The organism is Marinomonas sp. ABL3_031 (assembly GCF_056161265.1).
Genome location: NZ_JBSWYU010000006.1, coordinates 20,260 through 44,145, shown reverse-complemented (window position 1 = coordinate 44,145; position 23,886 = coordinate 20,260). Strand labels below are relative to the sequence as shown.

3 protein-coding genes are annotated in these 23,886 nt (G+C 46.2%); all 3 read right to left on the bottom strand.

Going from position 1 to position 23,886, the window contains the following annotated elements:
- Genes ACXAH2_RS08465 through ACXAH2_RS08455 form a run of 3 tightly spaced genes read right to left on the bottom strand, consistent with a single transcriptional unit; the run spans nt 1 to nt 23,871 of the window.
- Nucleotides 1-4,020 (bottom strand): non-ribosomal peptide synthetase, encoded by a 4,020-nt coding sequence (locus tag ACXAH2_RS08465; protein ID WP_475077849.1) that lies wholly within the window; start codon nt 4,018-4,020, stop codon nt 1-3.
- Nucleotides 4,020-13,775, bottom strand: a complete 9,756-nt coding sequence (locus tag ACXAH2_RS08460; RefSeq protein ID WP_475077848.1) for an amino acid adenylation domain-containing protein — start codon at nt 13,773-13,775, stop codon at nt 4,020-4,022. The genes ACXAH2_RS08465 and ACXAH2_RS08460 overlap by 1 nt, the downstream gene beginning before the upstream one ends.
- A 13-nt stretch (nt 13,776-13,788) precedes the next feature.
- Nucleotides 13,789-23,871: an amino acid adenylation domain-containing protein gene (locus ACXAH2_RS08455; protein ID WP_475077847.1), complete on the bottom strand. Its 10,083-nt coding sequence runs from the start codon at nt 23,869-23,871 to the stop codon at nt 13,789-13,791.
- Between the last annotated feature and the right edge of the window lie 15 nt (nt 23,872-23,886).

The following is a 23,886-nucleotide window of genomic DNA, read 5'->3' as shown; positions in this document are numbered from 1 at the left end:
TTAGGCGGACTCCTCAGCACTATGGCGTCGTTGTTTCGACTTATCTTGATCCATTTCCCTGTCATTTAATAGAACATTGAATTGATCTACTAGTCGCTGTGACAATAAGATCGAAAAATGATCGGATGGAATACTAGCCCCCGTTAATCCCATATTAGTATAGTGGCTCCAAGCTTCATACCCAGTTCGATTATCGTCGCTGCTCCAAGCCCATATAGGCACTGACACTCTCGGTAGCTCTGTACGATAAAAAATTTTTTTCAGTGCCCAACGCTGAACAACAGATTGATATAGAGACTCAATTAGCAACTCTTCGCCAAAAGCAGATTGTATTAAAGGCATTTCCAATAGTTGCTTTAGAACGCCAGAATAACTTCGTTTTCCATCTTCAGAAGACAGCATACACTCTAATGCAGACTCTTGTTCCGACGTCAGATTAATATTGTTAACTGCCAAGTAGTACGATAAATCAATTCTTAATTGCTCTAGCTCATTATCTTGATTCTCTAAAACTTGAGTTGGATCGTAGTCAATCACTGCAATAGATCGAATAGAAAACCCTTCTTTCATTAGTCTATCTGCAAGCTGTACCACCTGCCTTCCAGCTAGACTCCAACCAACCAAAGTCAAATCACGACCTTTTAAGGGGGTTAACTCCTTAACATAATAGGATATCAAGTGTTCAAACTGGTCGCTCTCATCAATAGTAACGATATCGGGGTCAGAACGTAAACCGAAGACCTCAACCTCACGATACAATTTATTTAGTAAAGGCGAATAACTAGCAAAGTGATTGCCATGAGCATGCATTACAACAAGAGTACTCTTCGCGTTTTTGACTTCTCGAAGCACAACTAATCCTTTCGACTCATTGCCCTCTCCATTGATAGAAACATCATCAGAAAATAAATCTGTAGAAAGATAATGAGCCAGAGCCTCCACTGTCGACATACGGAACAACAAATCTGTCGCTAGTTCGCGTTCAAGCACCTGGCGCATACGCGCAACCACTTTGATCGCCGCTAATGAATGGCCGCCAATATCAAAGAACTTGTCCGTCACGCTGATGTCTGGTTGCTGTAAAACGTCCTGCCAAACTTCGCATATTTTCGCTTCCAGCGCATTACGCGGAGCAATATAACGGCGCCTAGCTTGCTGACGTGCTTGTTCCAGCAATGCTTTACTATCGACCTTACCATTTGCAGTAAGAGGAAGGTGAGATACTGCTACTATCTGACTCGGCACCATATAATCTGGTAGCTGTTCAACCATCCAAGCTTTCAAATGCTCTATTTCGACTTTTCCTCCAGTATAAGGCACAACAAAGGCTACAAGCTGAGCTTGCTCTCCTGCATTTTGCAAAATGACAGCACTATGATGAACCCTTGCATGGCTAGATAACAAAGATTCTATTTCTTCGAGTTCTAATCGAAAGCCGCGAATCTTAACCTGCTGATCGGCACGCCCCACGATTTCAATGCCTCCGTCTGCGCGCCGCATTGCGAGGTCACCTGTTCGGTAACAACGCTCTCCAGCGACAAATGGATCAGGAAGGTAACGATTAGCGGTTTGATCTGCGGCTCGCAAGTATCCACGACTCACACTTGGGCCAGCAATATACAATTCAGCAACTTGACCCGATATTGCTGGATTCAAGTTTGCATCTAAGATATAGGCGCGTGTGTCGCCAAGTAATCCTTTCAAAGCTAGATCCGTGTTAGTCAACATCAACTGCTGCCACAAAACGCCTACCGTTGTTTCGGTAGGGCCATAGTGATTGAATACCTTTGGAGAGTTCGACTTAGCACGACATTCACTAAGTTGAATAAGAAGCCTGTCATTGATGCGCTCGCCTCCTAAGACCAGCACCTGCTTAGGCAAAACACCGTTTACAGCTTTTGATTCAATGTCTAATTCATTGCAGGTTAGTAAGGCTGATAAATGGGATGGCACTATCTTTAGGCAATCCAATGGATACTCACGAAGATAACGGGCAAAGGCAGCGCCATCGGTGCTTTCCTCGCGCCCCAGCAAGTGCACACAGCCTCCTTGAAGCCAAGCAGGGAACAACATAGTATTGCCTAGATCTGCCATTAAAGAAGAAATCAGACCATAGTGACCCGCTTGCGGTAGTTGAAGGGCTTCAATAGCGGAAAGGCTGTAATGCACAATATTTTGATGGGTAACCTGAACCCCTTTTGGCTTACCCGTTGAGCCGGAAGTATAGAGAATATAAGCAAGATGATCCGGTTTGACATAGTCATCGACCGTCTTTAGACGATCAAGATTTAAATCGTCTAGACCTTCAGAAATCAATTTCCCCCATTCTCGTCTCTTGCGGTCATCTTGAACACCCCCCATCGCATTGTCATTATCCACAACAATAACCTCAGGATTAGCATCTTCTATGATCGTCAGAAGACGCGCTTCAGGTAATTCAGGATCCAGAGGTAAATAGGCAGCCCCAGATTTCAGAACCGCTAAAATAGCCACCAGCAATTCCATGCTACGAGGTAAGCAAAGAGCGACAATAGAGTCCGGTGTTGCCCCCGCATTTTGTAGATTAAGAGCAGCAATATCACTTTGTTGGTTCAATTCTGCATAGGTCAGACACTCTCTACCTTCTCGCAATGCTAGTGCATTAGGCGTACTGAGAACATGTTGACGAATTCGTTCGACCAACCTGGTTGAATGGCTTTTATCTGACCTAGAGAGCGTTTCTCTAAGGAACAGATCACGCTCTTCTCCAAGTAGTGCATCTAACTGCCCAAGGGGGGTATTCGGCTTTGACAAGGCTTGCTCTAGCAAACAAGGTAGACGACGTACTAAGCGAGTCATCACCTCTGAAGAATAGCGACTTGAATCGTAAGTTAACCGCCACTCACCAACACACTGATTGGATTCGACGACGCGGCCTGTGGAAATAAGTTGCAACTGAAGTTGGTCTCCCTCAGCCAGATAAACATCCGCATGAATATCTTCTAGGCTATTTTGAGAAAGATATTGAAAACTCACCGGAAGTGAGTCCAATATGTCAGCCGAGATTGTTTGCACGTATTCCTGACATTCCACTTGCTCTTCGTAAATGGCCTGTAATCCCATCACGGCTTTTTCAAGGCTCACCGCCGATACATTGTAAAAGGGAACGGGTAAGCGTTGTTGTAAAAGACCAATACAATCGTCCAATTCTTCGTAATCATCGCGCCCATCGTGATAACGACTGATCTGAAACTGTTCTCGCCCACTCGCGCGCTGTAGCAAGTCTGCCCATACAGTAAGAGCAATCAGCTGAGGCTCCACTTCCCAACGTTCCGCGACTTCAGCTAGTACAGTTTGTTGCATCAATGAAAACGGCACACTGACACGCTCTGGTACAACCAACGAAGGCAAACGCTCGCTCCGCTGTTCACTCAACTCGATAGGTGGAAGTTCGTTCCATTGGAAACTCTTCCAAAACGAAATAGCCTCATTGGCATCTTCATCTTCTTGCAGGTCACCAATCCAATTCGCGTAATCGAGATATTGCATTTCCGGCTCTGAGTCGGCCTCTCTTACACCGATCAAAACCTCTCGAATACGGACTACTGTGCCTTCATCCAAAGTTAAATCAGAACCCATAAGCAAAATACTATTTTCATGCTCGGCTGACACGTCTTCAAAGAACCAAGCCAATAAATGGGGCTGGCTCTTTTCGAAGGCTTTCTTTGCTTCGTTTGTCTTCGTCTTGCAGGTCTGTAATTCAATTGTGGAGATTTGAGTCGTTTGCCAAAGAAGACGTGGAGCCTGTACTTGCTGACGTAACGCATTGAATCCTGCAGGCACCCCAAAGTCTGTGCGCAATGCGTGTTGATTCTCCATCAAACTAGAAAGACGGCGATGAACTTCCTGTCCACTGACACTACCAACCTTCAACCAAAAGCTTCGGACTGATCCTGTTTCTGACGAACGAATCAAAGAGCTCTGCTGATGAGTTAAAGCATGGCCTGCACCTTTGAGAATATTAGAAGTTAGCTGGCTCATTATAAGCTTTCCTCCATCCTAGATTCGGTCGCGATCGAAACGTTTTTCTGAGAGCCATCGATTATCTGAGAGCTTTCGCTTGACTTAGATGCAGCATTTAGCCTATCTGAATCTTCTAGTTGCTCACGACGATAAATATCCCCCATTGCAACGGCCATTTTGCGTTTTCCTTCAAACGGGTCTCTAGCATGGGCTGCTAACATATTGTCCACCATAACCACATCACCATGCTGCCATTTAAAGCGAACCGCACAAGCTTCATACAATTCACTGATCAAATCGACTACCTCTTGTTCCAATGGCTCTCCATCCCCGTAGTAAACATTGCGAGGTAGATTCTCTTCACCACCCACAGCGAGAAAATGCTCCCGTATGTCCTGCTCAAGAAAGCTATAATGATGCAATTGAATCTGGTTAAAGAAACTCATCTCACCCGTAATTGGATGTCGAATAACTGCTGGACAAATCTGGCTAATGCGCAGCTTATCTTCTCCATACCACTCAAAGTCGATCTTGCCATCACGGCAAATGGTTTCGACTTCTGAACGATCTTCTGTTTTAAAGAAATGCTGCCAGCTCACATCCAAACCACTAAAATTACGCACGTATTTCAGTTGTTTTTGCTGTAATTTTTGACGAACCGCCTCTGGTAAACGCTCGTACAAAGCACGGCAATCTACAATTGGAGTGCAGCCACCAGACTCTGCCGCAATCTCACAATAGAACCATTGTCGACGAGGCCATCTGTGCTGATGAGAACTTTCATTATGGAACATGATCATCTGATCATTCGGGTATGGCGTAGATTGATAAATTTTTTCTCCGACTTCCTTTTTCGGCAAATCACCATACTGACCATATAACTCTGGATAAATGCCTTGGCAAAAGGACTCAAACTCCACCGGAGTAGGCAAACTAAAGCCGCGGAAGAGAATCCCACCATGAGTTTCTAACCAAGTCATAATTTGGTCGCGATTCGCTTCTGTCCAGGCTTTTGGATCTAAGCCAGCTTCTTTACATTCAACTAATAGGGGAAAGGGCGAATCTGCATTTAATGGACGCACATCAACTAAAGTCTGGCTACTTTTTGCAGTGGACGCGCTGGTCGCCACCTTCGATTTCTTCATTTTGCTGAGTTTGCCTAGCTTACGTTTTGCTGCTGGTTTAGCTTGTGACATCTCTTGACACTTATCTTTAGAGTTTCCGTCTAGAGTCGTTTCCATAGTAGAGAAATCCTCGGTTTTGGAGGTTAAGGCATGATGTTGTGAGGTCGAAGTCGCAGGACGATTTGCAGCGGACGTTTCAACATTTTTTCGTTTTAAAGACATTTTTTTCTTCGGTGTTTTCAGAGCGCTTCGCTTTAATGCAAGCAGACTAGACTCGGGCGTATTGACAATCTGATTTAACAGAACCAACAAACCCTGTCCTAACCGTTCCATTGTCGTTTTTTCAAACAAAGCAGTTCGATAAACCCAACGCAATGCAAGCTGGATTTTTCCTGTGCCCCTGCCGTTTACATTGGTTTCTTCACTTGCGAAAAGGGCCATATCAAATTTTGAATGTTTCTGCACATTGACATGCGGAGTCACACGTAGACCCTCTAATTCACGAGATGCGCTCGGTGTATTTTGCATCACGAACAGGGCTTGGATCAGTGGATGACTCCCTTGAATTCGAGGGGGTTGCACCGCTTCGACCACACGATCAAACGGGATATCTTGATGATCAAAGCCTTCTAAACAGACTTGGCGTACCTGTTGGAGATAATCACTGAAACTTTGCGTCGCATTAGGTTTCATTCTTAACGCCATAAGATTGACAAAGAATCCAATCAAGGGCTCTGTCGCTCCATGATCACGGTTGGCAACGTCCGTTCCCATAACGATGTCTTGTGAACCCGTTTCCATATGCAATTGCGCCGTATAAACGGCCATCAGTAGCATAAACAGTGAGCAACCTCTTTCATTCGCAAACTGATTCAATGCCGTTGTAAGCGCTTCTGGAATGATCAGATCTATTGCATCGCCTTCATCACTTGCTTGGACATGACGAGACTTATCAAACGGCAAGGCAAGCTGCTCTGGCATACCAACAAGATGGCGTCGCCAGTACTCTAACCCCGCCTGTTGCTGCGCTCGAACTTCATCCGTCGCTTGCCAAGCAGCATAATCCAAGTACTGAATAGACAATGGGGGCAATTTGGTATCAGTATCATCACGAAAATTCTGATAAGCGGTAATAAGGTCGTTGACCAACAGCGCCATCGACCAACCATCCGATGCAATGTGATGTTGAACCAACTGAATAAACCAGCGTGTCTCCGTTACGCGATATAGATGCAAACGCAATGGACTTTCGTCGGTTAAATCAAATGGCGCATTCGCAGCCTCTTCAATCAAGTGTTTTAATTTAGCGTCGATATCATCCGACATGAAAAGACGCTGGTTCGTTAAATCTATAAATTGAAAAGCTGGATTCAGTGCGAAATTAACTTTTTGGTAGCCATCGCCCATTTCGTCTGCATGATAGGTCACTCGAAGGATCTCATGGCGCGCAGTCACAGCCTTTAGAGCGTGCTCAAGGGCGTATATATCAACACTTCCCTCTGTTTCACTTTCCAACTCGACAAGGCTGCTCATATTAAAACTTGTATCATTAGGCTTGAGCTGCTGCATAAACCAAACGCGACGTTGAGCATCTGATAAAGGCATTCTCTGCGTGCGCTCTACCACTTGGATATTGATGTCTTTATTGCCGCCTGCAAGCTGCGACAAATGGATTGCAAGATCGCTCAATACAGGTGTTTCAAATAAGGTACGAAGGGACACCTCATAACCATGCTCTCGCAAACGAGAGCGCACCTGCGTTGCCATCAAAGAATGCCCGCCAAGATGGAAGAAGTGACTATGTTTATTCAGATCATCCTGTTTAAGCAGGGTGCTCCAAATCTCAGAGACCAATCTCTCCTCTCTGGTAAGAGTCTGAACTAGGTTACTGACATCTCTGCCAGTCTCGTTAGTAGAGTTACTTTTCGACAATACTCCAAGTGCTGAGAGCGCATTACGATCCACTTTACCACTTGCATTCAAAGGTAAAGCTTTTAGCCATTCATAGTCTTGAGGCAACATATAGTCAGGTAAAAGCGCCATTAAATGGGCTTGAACCTGGTGGACAATATCGCTCAGCGCATTAGTGTCGGAAACACACCAAGCAATTAAACGCTCCTGCTCAATCGTTACTGCGGCTTGAGCAATCAATGGACAACTTAGCAAGGCGGCTTCAATTTCCCCTAATTCGATGCGAAAACCACGCAGTTTTACTTGTTGATCCGTTCGGCCGACAAAATATAATGCGCCATCCGGCAAACATTTCACCAGATCACCAGTACGATAAAGTCGGCCACCAGTTCCAAACGGATCAGGTAAGAAACGTTCCGCAGTTAGATCAGCTCGCCCTTGATAGCCTCGTGCGACTCCCTCGCCTGCAATATAGAGTTCGCCAATTACGCCTTGCGGTACAGGAGTTAACTGAGCATCTAACACGTAACAATGGTTGTTTAATAAAGGCGAGCCAATCGGCGTCAAAGGTAAAGGCAGATCATCAACTTCGTAAGAAGAAGACCAAACCGTCGTTTCCGTCGGGCCATAAACATTAACGAGCTGTCGACATTGATCGCACAACTGGGTCGCCAACTCGCTATCCAATGCTTCTCCCCCCGCTAACGCCGTCACATTAGACAAGCCACCTTTCGATAAGCCTTCCAATAAACGCCAACCAGAAGGTGTCGCTTGTACCAAATCGATGTCATAGTCAGCGATTAAGCGGCCAATCTGTTCACCGTCACGACGCGCCTCTTCGTCCGCTAAAATCACGGCAGCGCCATTCACTAACGGCAAACAAAGCTCCAATCCCGCAATATCAAAGGTAATAGTGGTCAGCGCTAATACATTGTGGAAAGACGGTAGAACTCGCTCCATTGCACGAAGGAAATTCGCAAACTGACGGCGTTCTAGCTGCACCCCTTTTGGTATTCCGGTGGAACCTGAGGTATATAAGGTGTAGGCCAATGCGCCGCCATCTGTACGTATATCTGTATTCGCATCATCAAAGAGTGCCAGTTCACTCGTTATGGCTTCCAAGTTAACCGCTTTGATCTGAGATGTTCCAGACTCTGCGGAGTCTAAACTCTCTAGCACTGACGTCGTTGAACTATCACACAAACACATTCGTGCACTTGAGCACTCAGTGATTAACGCAAGCCGTGAGCTTGGTTGCTTTGGATCAAGCGGCACATAAGCAGCGCCAGCTTTTTGAATAGCAAGCAGTGTAATTAAAAGCTGACTGGTACGAGGCAAACAAAATGCCACCAGGGGTTCACTGCCTTCAATTGAGTTTGAAGCCTGATTAATTTGTTTGCTCAACCAGTTCGCCAAGCGATTTGCTTCTTGATTCAATTCTTTATAGGTCAAGGAGCGGTCACTTGCATGTAAGGCCCAAGCCTCAGGTGTGTCCTCAGCTTGTGCTTCAAAACGTCGAATAAAATCATCCTCAGCACGAATCGGAGAGACTGGACCACGCGCCTTTTTCTGCTGCATGGACGGCAACATGACCTCGTGAACGCACAAAGAGGCAAGTTCGCTTCCCTTTGTAAACAAAGATACCAGGCTCTGATAGTCCACCAGCATTTGCTCTATCGTCCGTTTGGCAAATAGGTCTCGGTTGTATTCAAATTGGATAGAAAGTGAATTCTGGCGGAATAGATTTAAGCTAAGTTCAGTCTTAGTACTTACCTCTGCTTGTGGTAACACCTCAATGCTCATTCCAGATAATGTGAGGCTGCGTTCGCCCTTAATATCCGCTTGGTAATTAAATAAAGTTTGGAATAATGCTGGGCGAGCCATATCACGCTCGGGCTGGATACTCTCTAGCAGTTGCTCTAGTGCAATTGGCTTACTCAAATCATTCAGTGTTTCTTGTGCCGTGACTTTCAGCCAATCGTTCAAGGATTGAGTAGTGTCAATTTGAGACCGACATGCCAGCGTATTAATAAACACGCCAACTATATTTTGGGTGTCTGGATTATCACGACCCGATACTGGCACCCCAACAGCAAAGTCATGTTGGCCGCTGTAACGCCACAAGAGTAATTTCCAAGCCGCGAATAGAAGCTGGAACGAAGTCACGCCTATAGCACTGGCTCTTTCGTCCAATTGTGCAATCAGCTCGGACGGAATTTCCGCTTCAAGGCGAACGCCCTGATCGGTTTGTAACTCGGGATAAGCAAAGTCTGTCGGCAAAGTAAGCGTTTGGGGCATACCACGCAGACGTTCTTCCCAATAACCTTCATATAAGTCCGCCGAGCCGTTGTCGCTATTCGACTGCTGGGCAGCCCAATCGATATAAGTTGGTTCGGATGCGCTGATAGAAAGCGCCTTACCATCCTGAGCTCGCTGATAAAAATTCAAGAAGCTTTTTACCAACAAGGCCATTGACCATCCATCGGTCGCAATATGATGAATGTTGAGAAGTAATTGATATTCATAGATTGCTTGATCCGTCGTCTTGTCACTAGATCCATCAGACAAACAGAACACGTCGAGAGACCAAAGCTGTCCGCTTTCTAAATCAAAGACTCGACCTTGTTTCTCTTTTACTACGTCCTCTAACTCGGATCGGGTCACGTGATGGACTGTCAGCGGCGTCATCGCTGTTTGAGCCACTTCGTCCATCGTCAACACTCGTTGCATTACTTGATCATCTTTACTCACAAATTGCGTGCGTAACATATCGTGCTGCTGATTCATGGCATTGCAGGCCGCATTTAGAGCATCAAGATCGAGTTTTCCTCCATTAGCGGGTTTAACCGATAAACGCTGCATCACATTCCAGGCGCTACTTTCCGGCACCATCTGCTGCATAAACCAGATACGCTTTTGCGCTTCCGAAAGTGGATAATATTGCTCGCGATCAACTCTTATTAAGTTTGACTTGTTGGCCTTAACCTTAATGTGATCGCTCGCCTTATTGGAGTCTTCATTGATTATTAGAGCTAATGCTTGCGGTGTTTTATGCTCTGCAAGCAGTTTTGGAGAAAGAGCAATATCCATCGCTCGCGCTCGGGCAATGAGTTGTAAGCTCAAGATGGAGTCACCGCCACACTGATAGAAGTCAGCGGTGTGATCAAGTTCCGCTTGCCCCAACACCTCTCGGTAGAGATTCCGTAATCTTTCAGCAACAGGATCTAGCCTCTCATTGTTGTTTGCAGAACCGTTATTAGATTCGACTTCTGGTAAACAGGCCGCCATGGCTTTGAGGGTTCTGTGTTTCATTACCTCAAGAGGGCGCAAGGTCGCCCCTTGTTGACGGGCAAGACCAATCAACTGAAGACTCAAGATAGAGTCGCCACCTAAAGCATAAAAGTCATCCTCAGGCGTCACGGAGTCTCGGTTCAACAACTGACACCATAGGCTAGCCAATAGCGTTTCGTTTGCTGTCATCGCCCCTTGAAGAGCAACCTCATTTACATTAGCGGTATGTAGGCTCTCGAAGTAATCATTTACGAGGGCAAGCAAACCTTTACGATCAACCTTACCATTTGCACTAAGCGGAATAGTCTCTAGCTGAATCAGTTTATCCGGCACCATATAATCCGGTAACGCGGCTTTCATTCGCGTCAGCAGAACATCAACATCGTGCTTTTCATTAACGACGATCGCGCCTATCAGTAACGAACGCTCATTGTCTTGTTTGATCAGGACAGACGCTTGTTTCACTTCAGCTTGTGCCTGAAGCCAAGCGTTCACTTCACCTAGCTCCAAACGATAACCACGGCGCTTAACCTGATCATCTAAACGACCCAGATATTCGAACACACCATGATGATTCAAGCGCACACGATCCCCCGTTCGATAATAGCGCTGACCAGAAGAAGTTGGAGTGAGTGTTACAAACGCCTGCTCTGTTATTTCCGGCAAACCATGATAACCATTTGCTAGCTGAGGGCTCGCTATCCATAGCTCCCCCGCCACACCTTGCGGTAGCAATACACCCTTTTGAGAACGCACCTCCAGAATAGATTCAGGCAAAGCACGACCAAGCGACGCTACTGAACTGAATCCGGCAAAACTGTCTTCACTTTCAAGCTTACCGAAGCTCACTCCTACCGTTGCCTCACTGGGGCCATAATGGTTGAAGATTGCCATGTCTGGTGACAAGGATTTAAGTTGTTGATACAAGGTTTCATCCATACCTTCGCCACCGCTAATTAGCGCTTTTTTCGGCAGAATATCGCTGGGGGAAGAGACACTTAAAAGACCACGCAAATGGGACGGAACGATCTTTAAATAGTCAGCAGGATGCTTTACTAAAAACTCGGCCAAAGCCGGCGGATCAAACGCCAACTTAGCATCCGGCAACAACAAAGTGTGACCCTGATATAAAGCGCCAAAGACGGAAGTTAAACCAAGATCCGCCGCCACGGTTGCTAGCGTTAACCAACGCTCGTTTTGTTCTGGCTGCTGCGACGACGTTGAGGAGATCTCTGACGATGTCTTGGAAACCCTTTCAGACGCTAGGGCTTCAGAAAGCGCTGCAGCGTAATGAGCCATTGCACCATGGGACACCATCACCCCTTTTGGCTTGCCGGTAGAGCCCGAGGTATATAGGATATATGCCATATCTTCGGCGTTAACAAATGGGTTTTGTAAGGCTTTTTCTGCTTCTTTTTCGCCATATTTTCCATCGCAAAACTGATGCGATAGGGATTTCCAGTCAGCAATGTCCAAAGAAGAGTACTCGATATCAGAATAATCGGACGAAGCGTTTTGTTGAAGCTCATTTTTTTTGTTGAAGGAATCCTGAATTAACACTCGAACCTGTGCGTCGTGCAGCAAGGTTTGCAGTCGCTGTTCAGGCTGTCTTGGATCAAGCATCAGTGCAACAGCGCCAATGCGCCAACAGGCTAATAAACTCGCAATTTGACGCGCTTCCCTTGGCATTATAATCGCAACGGCATCTCCTTTTTGGATACCTTGTTCTTGGAGTGTGTATGCAAGCCCAGTAACAACCTGACTAAGTTCTGAATAAGGTATTTGTTGCTCACCTGTATCTAACGCAATACGGTGACTTTGATGCCATTGAGCAAGGCGAGTATTAATCAGCTGTGCTGGTACCGTTAAAGCAGCTCCTTTTTGTTGACTTAAATTAGATAAAAATACAACATCAGCCAAACGCATGTGAGGTGAGACAAGAGTTTGTTCAAGTATTTCTCTTAAATGCGATAACAGGCTCTGAATTGTCTCTTTGTCAAACAGTTCACGACTGTATTCAAGCTCCAAGCGAAGCCCTTTGCGCCTAAAATCAGTGTTATCTGAATTGACGGCTTCAATCGGTTCAACGACACGCAAGGTTAGATCAAAACGAGCATGACTTTGCTCGGGCTCAATAATCTCAACTTGCGTTCCAGCCAGTTCAATGGTCTGGCTTGCAGGCAGTGCTACATGTACGAACATCACCTGAAATAGCCCGTTAGCAGAATGGTCCGACTCATCCATCAATGTGTTGGATTGTTTTAATAAGCTCTGCACCTGTTCAAACGGCAAATCCTGATGATCATATGCGCCCGCAACTAAACGCTGCGTGCGATCTAGAGATTCGTCAAAGCTTGGATTGCCCTCTAACTTGTGACGCAGCACCAAGGTGTTGAGCAAAGGCCCGACAAGAGGACGTAACTCATCGCGACTACGATTCGCAATTGAGCTACCAAAACAAAAATCGGTCTGCTGACTGTAATGCGACAGCAACCAACTGAACGCCGTCTGTAAGTAAATATATAAAGTACTGTTGCTCTGACTGACGGCTTTATTTATCGAATCAGAAAGACCTTCTCCTAATTCTAGACGTTCAATCGCTCCATCATAGGTACGCTTGTGATCCACTTTACGAGTACGGTCAAATGGCAAAGCTAAATGACTCGGAGCGCCCTTCAATTGCTGCTGCCAGTAATCGCATTGACGCTGAAAATCGTCACCCTCACGCCAGTCGCATTGCCAACGAGAAAAGTCAGAATACTGAACCGGTAGAGGTGGTAATACTTTACTTAAATCTTTCCGCTCTGTTTTCAGTGCAGCACTATAAAGAATTGTTAATTCCTGATTGAGCTGTTGTGATGACCAAGCGTCAAACGCCACATGATGAATCGTAAAGAAGACCCAATAATGGGTCTTGGCTTGCGGATCCAGTGACGCTTGATAAAGCTGGAAACGAAGAGGAAGTCCTTCACCCAAGTCAAATGGCTCAGCAAGTTGTCGCTCGAATTCTTGCTGATACCAAGTGTTTTGCTCTTCTTCAGTCGTAAAACTAATCGCCGTTGGAGTAAATGACAGACTTACATCAGACATAAGCTCTGCAGTCCAATCGCCTTTGTCATCCATCCTATATCGGGTACGCAAGATCTGGTGACGTTCAATAAGAGCTGACACAGCTTTCTCTAAAGCGCTAATGTTTAACCCTTGATCAAAACGCAATACAGAACATAAATTATAAAGCGCTCGCGTCGACATCTGCTCAGCCACTAAAAAGCGCTGTTGCGCTAGTGAGATAGGCACTTCACTATGGTTGTTAGTATCAACTGGTACAATTGGCAACTGCCAACTGTTAATTCCTTGTTCGGTCAGTTTTTCACGAAATAGCTGCTGTTTCTCTTTCGGCAGACTGGCCAGACGTTTCGCAATCTCTAAATAGCGTGATTGTTTCATTTCGCAAAAAGTCCTAGTCTTCAAATTCACTTAACAACTGGTCCATAAAGTCCAGCTCATCATCTTGTTGATCATCGCTTTGCACTGCGATCTGTTGCGCCAGTGCGGCAATGGTGGGTTGCTCAAATAAAGCCTGTAGCGCTAGGCGGATACCAAATTCGGCTTCAACCTTGCTAATCATTTGCATTGCTAGAAGCGAATGACCGCCCAGCACAAAGAAACTTTGTTCCGCACTTGGCGCAACATCGAGTAGTGATTGCCAAATTTCAGCGAGACGTATTTCAATATCTCCATCTGGAGCACGACCTGAATCGGCTGAAGTCACTGCTCCTTTGAGCGCACTCAGTTCAGAAGCTCGCGCTGTCAAAGCTTTGCGGTCAATCTTTTCATTACTGTTTAAAGGGAAAACCTCTACCGCAATGAACTGATACGGCACCATATAAGCAGGTAATTCGGCTTCTAAAAAGCCACGTAATTCGCCCGCATCAATGTCCGTTGCCCCTTGAAAAAATGCCACTAAACGCTGTTTGACGTCTGCCACAACAACCACTTCATTGACAGAACGATGACGGCGCAAAACACTTTCGATCTCCCCCAGTTCGATACGGAAACCACGAATCTTAATCTGGAAGTCACTTCGACCAATGTACTCAAGTGCTCCGTCTGCCCTACGACGAGCAAGGTCACCCGTTTTATACAAACGGCCGCCATCTTGACGGAACGGATCAGGAATAAACGCCGCTGCGGTAAGATCTGGAGCATCTTGGTAGCCTCGAGTTACCCCTTCACCCGCAATATAGACTTCACCTGTCGCACCATGAGGTACAGGTTGCAATGCCTCATCAAGTAAGTAACAGCGGTTATTAATGACAGGTAAACCAATGGCAGCCGTTCCGCCTTGTGCAACTTCGAGCTCATCAAGACCTTGAGTGGTGGACCAAACGGTTGTCTCTGTTGGCCCATAGGCATTCAGCAATTGCACACCTTTTTCAATAAGTTGCTTGGCTAGGTGTGTAGGTACTGCTTCGCCACCAATAATCCCTTTTAATGACGGCCAATCAGTCGCTTGATTATTCAGCAACATTTGCCAGCTTGCTGAGGTTGCCTGAAAGATTGAGGATTGACGTACTAATTCGAATAAAGCATCCGCATCGACCGCTTGACGACGATCAGCCAAAAGCAAGGTCGCGCCTCGTAACAAAGGCAAATAAATCTCTAATACGCTCATGTCAAAGGATGTTGTGGTCACAGACAACCAGCAATCATCCGCACTGACCTCAACTTTTTCATCCAATGCATATAGAAAGTTCGCCAGATTGCCACGATTGACCGCAACCCCTTTTGGTTTACCTGTCGAACCCGAGGTATAAATTAGATAAGCAAGTTGAGCGGGATGCACTTCAATACGAGGATTACGCTCTAGATTGAACCCAATGGAAAAGGCTTCTTGTTCGTCATTACCCAAAGCCACGCTCGGTAAATCATTAAGCAGTAACGTCGACGCATCGATTTCTATACTTTCTACCGAAGCTGACTCCGCAATCACAAGGGTGGGTTTCGCATGTTGGCAAATATAACTGAGTCGATCTGCGGGCTGAGAAGGATCAAGAGGAATATACACACCTCCTGCTTTCAATACCGCAAGGTGAGCGATCATCATACGAGGCCCGCGCTCTAATAGAATCGCAACCTTATGTTCCGCACCTATGCCCTGCTTCATTAAATAATAAGCTAGTCGATTCACTTCTGTATTTAACACTTGATAGTTAATCGACTGTTCGCGATAACGAATTGCTTCTGCATTAGGTGTTTTTGCTACTTGCGCCTCAAAACGGCTAACCAAATCGTGCTCCGCTTTTAGCTCGGCATCAGTGTCGTTAAACGCCGCTTCCATTGCATAGTCACTTCCATCCAACATATCGAGCTGGCAAAGAAGTTTCTCTGGCGAATTCAACATCGCCGCAAGTAAGCTTATGTAGTGACGACCATAGCGCGCCACTGTGTCTTCGACAAACAGCTCATTGCTGTATTCCAAGACACAGAACCACTCATTCTCTCCCTGCTCTATCTGCATGCCGAATTCACTCAGCGTCGTCCCTTCATCAAGATTGATACGATCTGTCGCAAAATCCGCAAACTGAGAGTGACCATCTAGTTGAATCAGATTAAATAAAGTCTGGAATAATGGCGCACGGCCGTTATCGCGAGATAAACTCAACGATTCAACTAACTGCTCAAACGGTAAGTCTTGATTCTGTTGCGCTTCAGTCAGTGTCTGTTTTAGAGCCATCCAGTTGTCTGCGACACTCTTTTGAACAGCAACCGGGGCATTAATAACTTGTGTTGAGGCAAAATAACCAATCAATTTACGACTATGAGCAAGGTGACGATTCGCAACCGGAATACCAACACGAATATCTTTCTGACCGCTGTAACGAGACAACAAGAGTTGCCAAGCGTTAAGTAAAGGAACAAAGGCCGTCATATGGTGCTCTACACCTACCTGTTGCAGTTGTTCAACCATCTCTTTCGGCAATTTAAAACGATAACGCCGACCACTGTTACTAAGCTGTTTTGGTCGAGCCAAATCGGTCGGTAAATCTAACAGAGGCTGTTCACCTGCTAGTTTTTTCTGCCAATATGCAAGTTGCTTCTCTAACCTGCTTTTACTTTCATCACTTTGCCACCAGCGAGCGAAGTCGCCAAATTGGTAGGGAAGCTCAAGCTGCTCACGTTGATTATGTGACGCAAACGACCCTGAGGATTTCATGCTTTGCTGGGTCTGACTCTGATACAAGACATGTAACTCATCAAAGAAAATACGAAGCGACCAAGCATCTGCGATCAAGTGGTGCATACAGAGTTGCAGCACCTGCTCTTCGTTTTCATTCTCTGTCACTACGGAGTTTTCGCTCACCAGTAAATCAACTCTCCATGGAACGAACTTCTCTGGGAAAAATGGTTGATCTGCTAGCGTTTTAAGCGTTTCAATCAAGTCGGCCTGATTGTAATCTGCAAACAGCTCAGCCTTAGTGGAATGTATCCTCAAAGGTACAGAGTCAAGGCTAAATTCCGACTCAGGTATCACTTTCTGATACAAGTCACCGTCTTGCTCAACAAACAATGTACGCAGACTGTGCTGGCGCATGCTCAATTCATATAAAGCCTTTCTAAGCACAGCTTCGTCTAGGCTTCCACCGAGTTTCAGTGTCAGAGTTAATTGATAGGCGCGGCTTGCTCCGCTGAATTTTTCAAGGAACCAGAGGCGTTTCTGGGTCGCGTGCATTGGAGCAAACACTTGGTCAGATGCATTATCTGTCACCGCAGAAATAGGTATACTAACGCTTGACATAGTGGACAATTCATCAGAATCAACAGCTCTGCTCGAAAGCAATTCAAGCTCTTCAGCCATGGAAGCCAGTGTCGGCTTTTCAAACACTACCCTAAGAGGTAACTCGATCCCAAACTCTTCCGCCAAAGTCGCCACAATTCGAGCCGCCAAGAGAGAATGCCCCCCCAAAGCGAAGAAATTGTCTTCACGGGCAACCGTCTGATTAGAGGTTGTTCCTGCAAACAACGCCGACATCCATATCACTGCAAGACGTTGCTCCCATAGGGTTTGAGGTTCACTTCGAGAAGCTTGCGCTTGCTCCGGTGCAATCGCAGACACACTTTCTAATCCAGTCTCAGTATCCAGCGCCATCCCCAGTAAAGCCTTTCGATCGACTTTGCCATTGGCATTTTGGGGCAAGGAGTCTACCCAACGCCAAAAGGTAGGTACCATGTATTCAGGCAAGCTACCAGCAACATGCTGACGCAGAATTCCAGCATCACGCTGCTCTCCAGCCCAATAAGCAACTAATTTAGCCTGATCGCCCTTACCTTCAAGCAACACAACAGCGTTCTCAACTCCATCTAACTGCGGCAATAGTGCTTCGATCTCTCCCAATTCAATACGGAAACCTCGCAACTTCACTTGGAAATCATTTCGACCAAGGTAATCCAATGTACCATCGCTTCGTCGGCGAACAAGGTCACCGGTTTTATAGAAGCGGTTGTCAGCACCCGCAATCGAGTGATGAATAAAGGCTTTTTCAGTCAGATCAGGCGCTTTGTGATACCCCATACCGACACCATCACCACTTAAATAAAGCTCACCTGTTACGCCGATAGGAACCGAACGCATTGCGGTATCTAGTACATGCGCGTTTAACCCAATAACAGGTTTACCGATAGGAAGTGCAGCGCTGTTTATCGAATCCGCACAGGAAGGGCTGCAGTCTGCTTCAGTGACGGGGTGGAATGTCGAATACACGGTGACTTCCGTTGGGCCATAGCCATTTATCAGTTTCGCCCCTCGGGAGAGGATCTGACGACCTAATTCCGCACTCAGCGCTTCGCCACCCGCTATGGCTGTCACACCTTCTAGGGAACGTTTTGAACGAGCTAACAACATACTCCAAGTTGCTGGTGTTGCCTGCATCAAACTGACCGCTTTTTCATTAGCTGCTTGGTCTAACACTTGATCAAGCAATCTCGGATCTTTCGCCTGTTCATTGGATGCGACCAGAATGCTGGCTCCTTGAGTCAGCGGGTAAATAAGCTCAACGACAGAGATATCAAAACAGTAAGTGGTTAGTGACAAAACCTGATCCTGACGGTTCAACGGCACTCGATTGGCAAGCTCTCGGCATAGATGAGCTAAGTTTTGAGTACTGATTTCCACGCCCTTTGGACGGCCAGTAGAACCGGAGGTATAGAGGATGTAAGCAAGCTGATCGACTTCGCTCCCTTGCTTATTAGGAATAAACTTGCCTCGTGCTGCAAAACTTTCTTTAATACATGAGTCAACCACCAAGCTTGCTAGCTGAGGTTTTAACGCACGTATCTTTTCTTCGTAGGAGATGTTCACGAGGCAAAAAGACGGCTCGGAATGGGTAAGGATATACTCAGTGCGATCCTCAGGCCACGCAGGTTCAATGGGCACATAAGCCGCACCACACTTCAATACAGCCAATATGCATACTGGCATATTGTGATCACGGTCAATGAACAAGGCGACACGATCACCAGGGGTCACTCCCCTTATTTGTAGCTCAGCAGCAATCGCGTCACTGCGCTGATTCAACTCAGCATAGTTAATCGAAGCAGAGCTTTGTAATGCGCCAGTGCGAATCGCAATCGTATCTGGTTGCGCTACGACCTGCTTAGTAAATAAATCAAGAATGTGGTCTGCTTGTGGTAAGCGAGCTTTCTCTGATGCAGGCTGGGGCGCTAGTAAAGTAGACCTCGGTTCTGAGAAATTGGACTCAGTCCATAGATCTATTTCTGCTAAACGAGCATCAGCATGTTCAAGCATCCACACAAGAATACGCTCAAAGTCATTTGCCATACGAACCACAGTGTCGTGACGAAACAACTCTGTGCTGTATTCGAAGCTTAAGTTAAATTCACCTTCATAAGCTTGAACATCCAGTTTGAAATCACATAATGCCGTATCTGGGCGATTATCAATTACTTCGACCTCAATTCCTTTCAGCTGTAACTGATCCAGAGCTCTACCTGACAGATAGTTAAACATGGATTGGAACAAGGGGTTATAACTCATCTGACGATCCACACCCAGTTGATCAATCAAATAATCAAACGGCAAATCTTGGTTTGCTTGTGCTTTTAGCGCTTGCTTTGCAACCGCATCGATAAGCTGCGACACAGTTTGTTCCGGAGACAAATCGGCTCGATGTATTAGCGTGTTTATAAAACAGCCCATTAACATCTGTGTGTCAGAATGATGACGGTTTGCTACCGGCACGCCAATCAAAATATCGCGTTGACCGCTGTAAAAGCCAAGTAACAGCTGGAACGCTGCCATAGTTGAGGCAAAGTGACTGCGCCCCGCTTTTTGATCGAATGCAATTAGCTTCTGAGCGGCTGCTTTGGACAGGCGTGTGACAAAGCGCTGACCTGCGCCAGTTGGATACTCTGGCCTCGGAAAGTCTCTACTCAATTCCAATACAGGCAAGTCTGAACCAGAATGCTGATTGCCCATATTGGGCTTGATGAGGTTTAACCAATATTGAAGCTGGCTTTCAAGGTAGCCCTCTTCCATAAGCTGTCGCTGCCAGATCGCGTAATCCGAGTATTGCAGCTCTCCGCCATCACAAAGATGAGAAACGGGTTCTTTATTCGATAAGCACTCGTAGGCCTGACAGAACTGATCAACGAGCAGGCGTAACGACCAAGCATCGGCGATAATATGGTGGCAGTTAAAGGATAGGACTTGCTCTGTTTGCCCTGTTTGCATCTCTAACTCAAACAAATTGACTCGAATCAGAGGGCCTTTATCTAAGTGAAAAGGGGTCATAGCGTCCGCTTTTAAGGCTTCTTCTAACGCTTTGTTTTGACGCTTCTCATCCTCCAATGATTGAAGTCGAACGTGCGATATAGAAAGCTCTAAGCTTGGGATAACAACCTGAACAGGCTCTGTATTTTCGATGACAAAGTGTGTTCTTAGAATATCGTGCTGTGCCACGACGATATTCAGCGCTTCTTCAGCAATGGCTAAATCCAGTTTGCTATCTGAGTCTGATCCGGCAGTTCGAACTCTGATTGCGGCTGGCAAATTGTAGGCTGCACTTTGAGGCTCTAGTTGCTGTAAGAACCACATACGCTGTTGCGACCATGAAAGAACAGCGCGCTTTTCATCGCCTTTATCTATCGTTTCCGATCTAGTCTGACCAGAGGTAACCAGCGGTGGAAGAGAAGGTTGCACGTCGTTTGTTTCGAGCCATTTAGAGAGCTCTACAATCGTAGGCTGCTCAAAAACGGTTCTCAGTGGCACTTCACGCTTAAGCTCTCGCGTCACCTGACCCGCCATTTGTGTCGCCAAAAGGGAATGTCCGCCCAATTCAAAAAAATTGTCTTCTATACCAACACGCTCCAGACCAAGTAGGTTCTGCCAAATATGACTTAGACTCTGCTGTAACGGCGTGGAAGGTTCAACATAGTTGGAAGTTTGCTGGCTAGCAAAGTCCACTTCCGGCAGTTGCTTACGGTCTATTTTGCCGTTGTTATTGCGCGGCAATTTAGCCATTGCGACAAAAGCACTTGGCACCATGTAGTCTGGCAGTCCTTGTGCAACAAAATCCCTAAGTATGCGCCAGTTTTCTTGCTCAAACTCACCCTGTTTAGAAACCAGACTTTGACCCGCAACATAAGCCACTAGCACTTTTCCTCGCTTAGCGTCTGTTATCGCTTGCAATACCACTTCGTCGATTTCAGGATGCTGAGCCAAGCGGGATTCTATTTCGCCCAACTCTATTCGATAGCCTCGGACTTTTACCTGATAATCCACTCGACCTACATATTGCAGATTGCCGTCGGGCAAATAACGAGCTAAATCCCCTGTGCGGTAGAGACGTTCACCTCCATCTTGGCTAGCAAACGGATTTGGTAGAAAAACGCCCGCAGTACGCTCTGGCTCATTTAAATAACCACGACCAACGCCGGTTCCAGCGACATACACTTCACCAATCGCACCAATCGGCATAGGCTCTAATTCTGGACTTAGTAAGTACAAGCGATTATTCGCTGTCGCAGAACCAATCGGGACATGACGAACCTCATCATCCAAACGTTTTGTAATGGCATAAAACGCCACGTCATCGGAACACTCCGCTGGACCATAAGCATTCATCATTGGAATAGCGGGGTAATGTTCCGACCATTGCTGAGCTAATACAGGAGGCAAAGCCTCCCCTGTTGGCAGCACCCAACGCAAGGAAGACAAAGAATGCTTAGATTCTTGACTCAATATACCCTGAATTAGAGCAGGAACGGGTTCCAATACTGTGATGCCTCGCTGATCCACTTCGGCGATTAATCGAGCCGGATCCTGACTGATACAGTCGGGCAGAATTTCAACGCGCGCGCCAAGAATCGGCGCAATCAAGAATTGCCATACGGAAATATCAAAACACTGGGACGCGGTTTGGGCTATTACGTCTCTGTCTGTCAGTGCCAAAGGGGCAAACTTACCCAGCATATTGTTTAACATACCCTCACGGGTCACCATCGCGCCTTTAGGAGTTCCAGTAGAACCGGAAGTAAAGATCACATAGCCCAAGTTCTGTGAAGAAACATTGACGTTAGGCATTACAAAGGTCTTACCGCTCTGCGCTTCTGCACTAGAAAGCGGCAATTCAGCAGCAAGAGCAAAGGGGAATAGATTTGGCTTAATCGCGCTATTTCGTCCTACGCTTGTTGCTTGCAACATACGCAGCTCAGCTAACGCATCTTGCGCGAGACTTTCGTAGTCATTACTTGTTAACACAAGAGGTGAGCGACTTTGCTTCAACACTTGAGCAAGACGTAAAGGTGGATGATTTGGGTCAAGAGGCAAATACGCTGCACCTGATTTCAGCACAGCGATGATCATAACTAAAAATTCGCAACTTCGCTCACCAAGTATGGATACGATGCTGTCCATAGCGACGCCCTGCTCAATCAACTGCTGAGCAAGCAGATTTGTACTCTGATCCAGTTGGAGATAAGTTAACTCGCGCGCGCCATCACTAACCGCGACTTTATCGGGGTGAGCGTCTACTTGGGCGAGGAATCGCTCAATATACTGATCTCCAAGCGATAGTTCTGGTCCCTTTGCCCACAAGGAATGTTGGGAAACATCATCTCCTTGCAACATAGAAAGACGGTGCAGAGGAATCGTCTCTGTTTGCTGCAGGTTAGACTGCTCAACCATGGATAATAGCAAAGTCTGAAAATGCGCAAGCATGGTTTGGACAGACGCATGAGAGAAGTCACGCCCCTGGTAGGTCAATTGCAAATGCAAAGACTCTCCCGGGATGATCACCACCGTAATTGGATAGTTGGTATGAGTTCTATTGGTCGCGTCTTGTACGATAAATTCCAGATTTTCTTGGCTCAGACCTGCATCCATCGGCGCATTTTCAAACACAAACAGGCTCTGAAAAAGATCCTGCCCTTCAACCTCACTCCATTGTTGAATATCCGCTAATGAGCTGGTTTCGTGTTCGCGAAGCGCTAGATTTTCTTGTTGAAGTGCACGTAACCAATCTCCTAATGAATCGGTCGGTGTCACCGACCAACGCAGCGGAAGCGTATTAATAAAGAGACCGACAATAGACTCCATACCTTCCATATGAGTTGGACGCCCCGCGACGGTAACGCCAAATAAAATATCCTGCTCACCACTGTAGCGGTTAAGTAGCAATGCCCAAGCGCCTTGTAATAGAGTATTTAAGGTGACTTTGTACTGCGCCGCTAAGGCTTGTAGTTTCTTCGTATCATCAATACTCAAATGCTCAACGACATCAACCACTGACTGCGCTTCGGGAAATTGGTCTGGCTGGCGAATACCCAAAGAAGTTGGGGTATCAAAACCCAATAAACGATCAGTCCAAAAGCGTTCATGCGCATTAGCAGGCTGTTCTCGTAACCAACGAATAAAATCACGATATGGGCGTGGCTTTTTCAGAGTCAGTTCTTGACCTTTAACGAAAGCTCGGTAGAAGGCCAAAAAGTCCATCATGATAAGAGAGAAACACCATGCATCCATCAAGATATGATGATAACTACGGACAAACTGGTATCGATTTTCGGCCAAGCGAATCAAACGAACACGCATCATGGGGGCTTGATTAAAGACCAACTCCTGCTGACGCTCTTCTGCCAGCATGTCCTCTAGCCTTTGTTTTTGCTCACTAGCATTGACGTCACGCCAGTCCATCCACTCCACAGGCAAATCGACGTCTTTAAAGACAACTTGCAATGGGCGTTTCTGCTGCTTCCAGACAAACGCAGTACGCAAAAGATCATGACGATCAACCACAGCATTCCAAGCTTTTTGGAACGCCTCAATATCTAAGTCATCCATTTCCATAACATGTCGATATTGCAATAGATACATACCTTGAGCAGGATTCATTAAAGTATGAAACAGTAACCCTTCCTGCATAGGTGCTAGAGGATAAATAGCTTCAATATTGTTCGCCATCGCTTGCATGGATGCTTGCTCTTGCTTGGCAGAAGAAGCCATTAAAGTCGTTATATTTGTCATAAAAATATCTTAAGA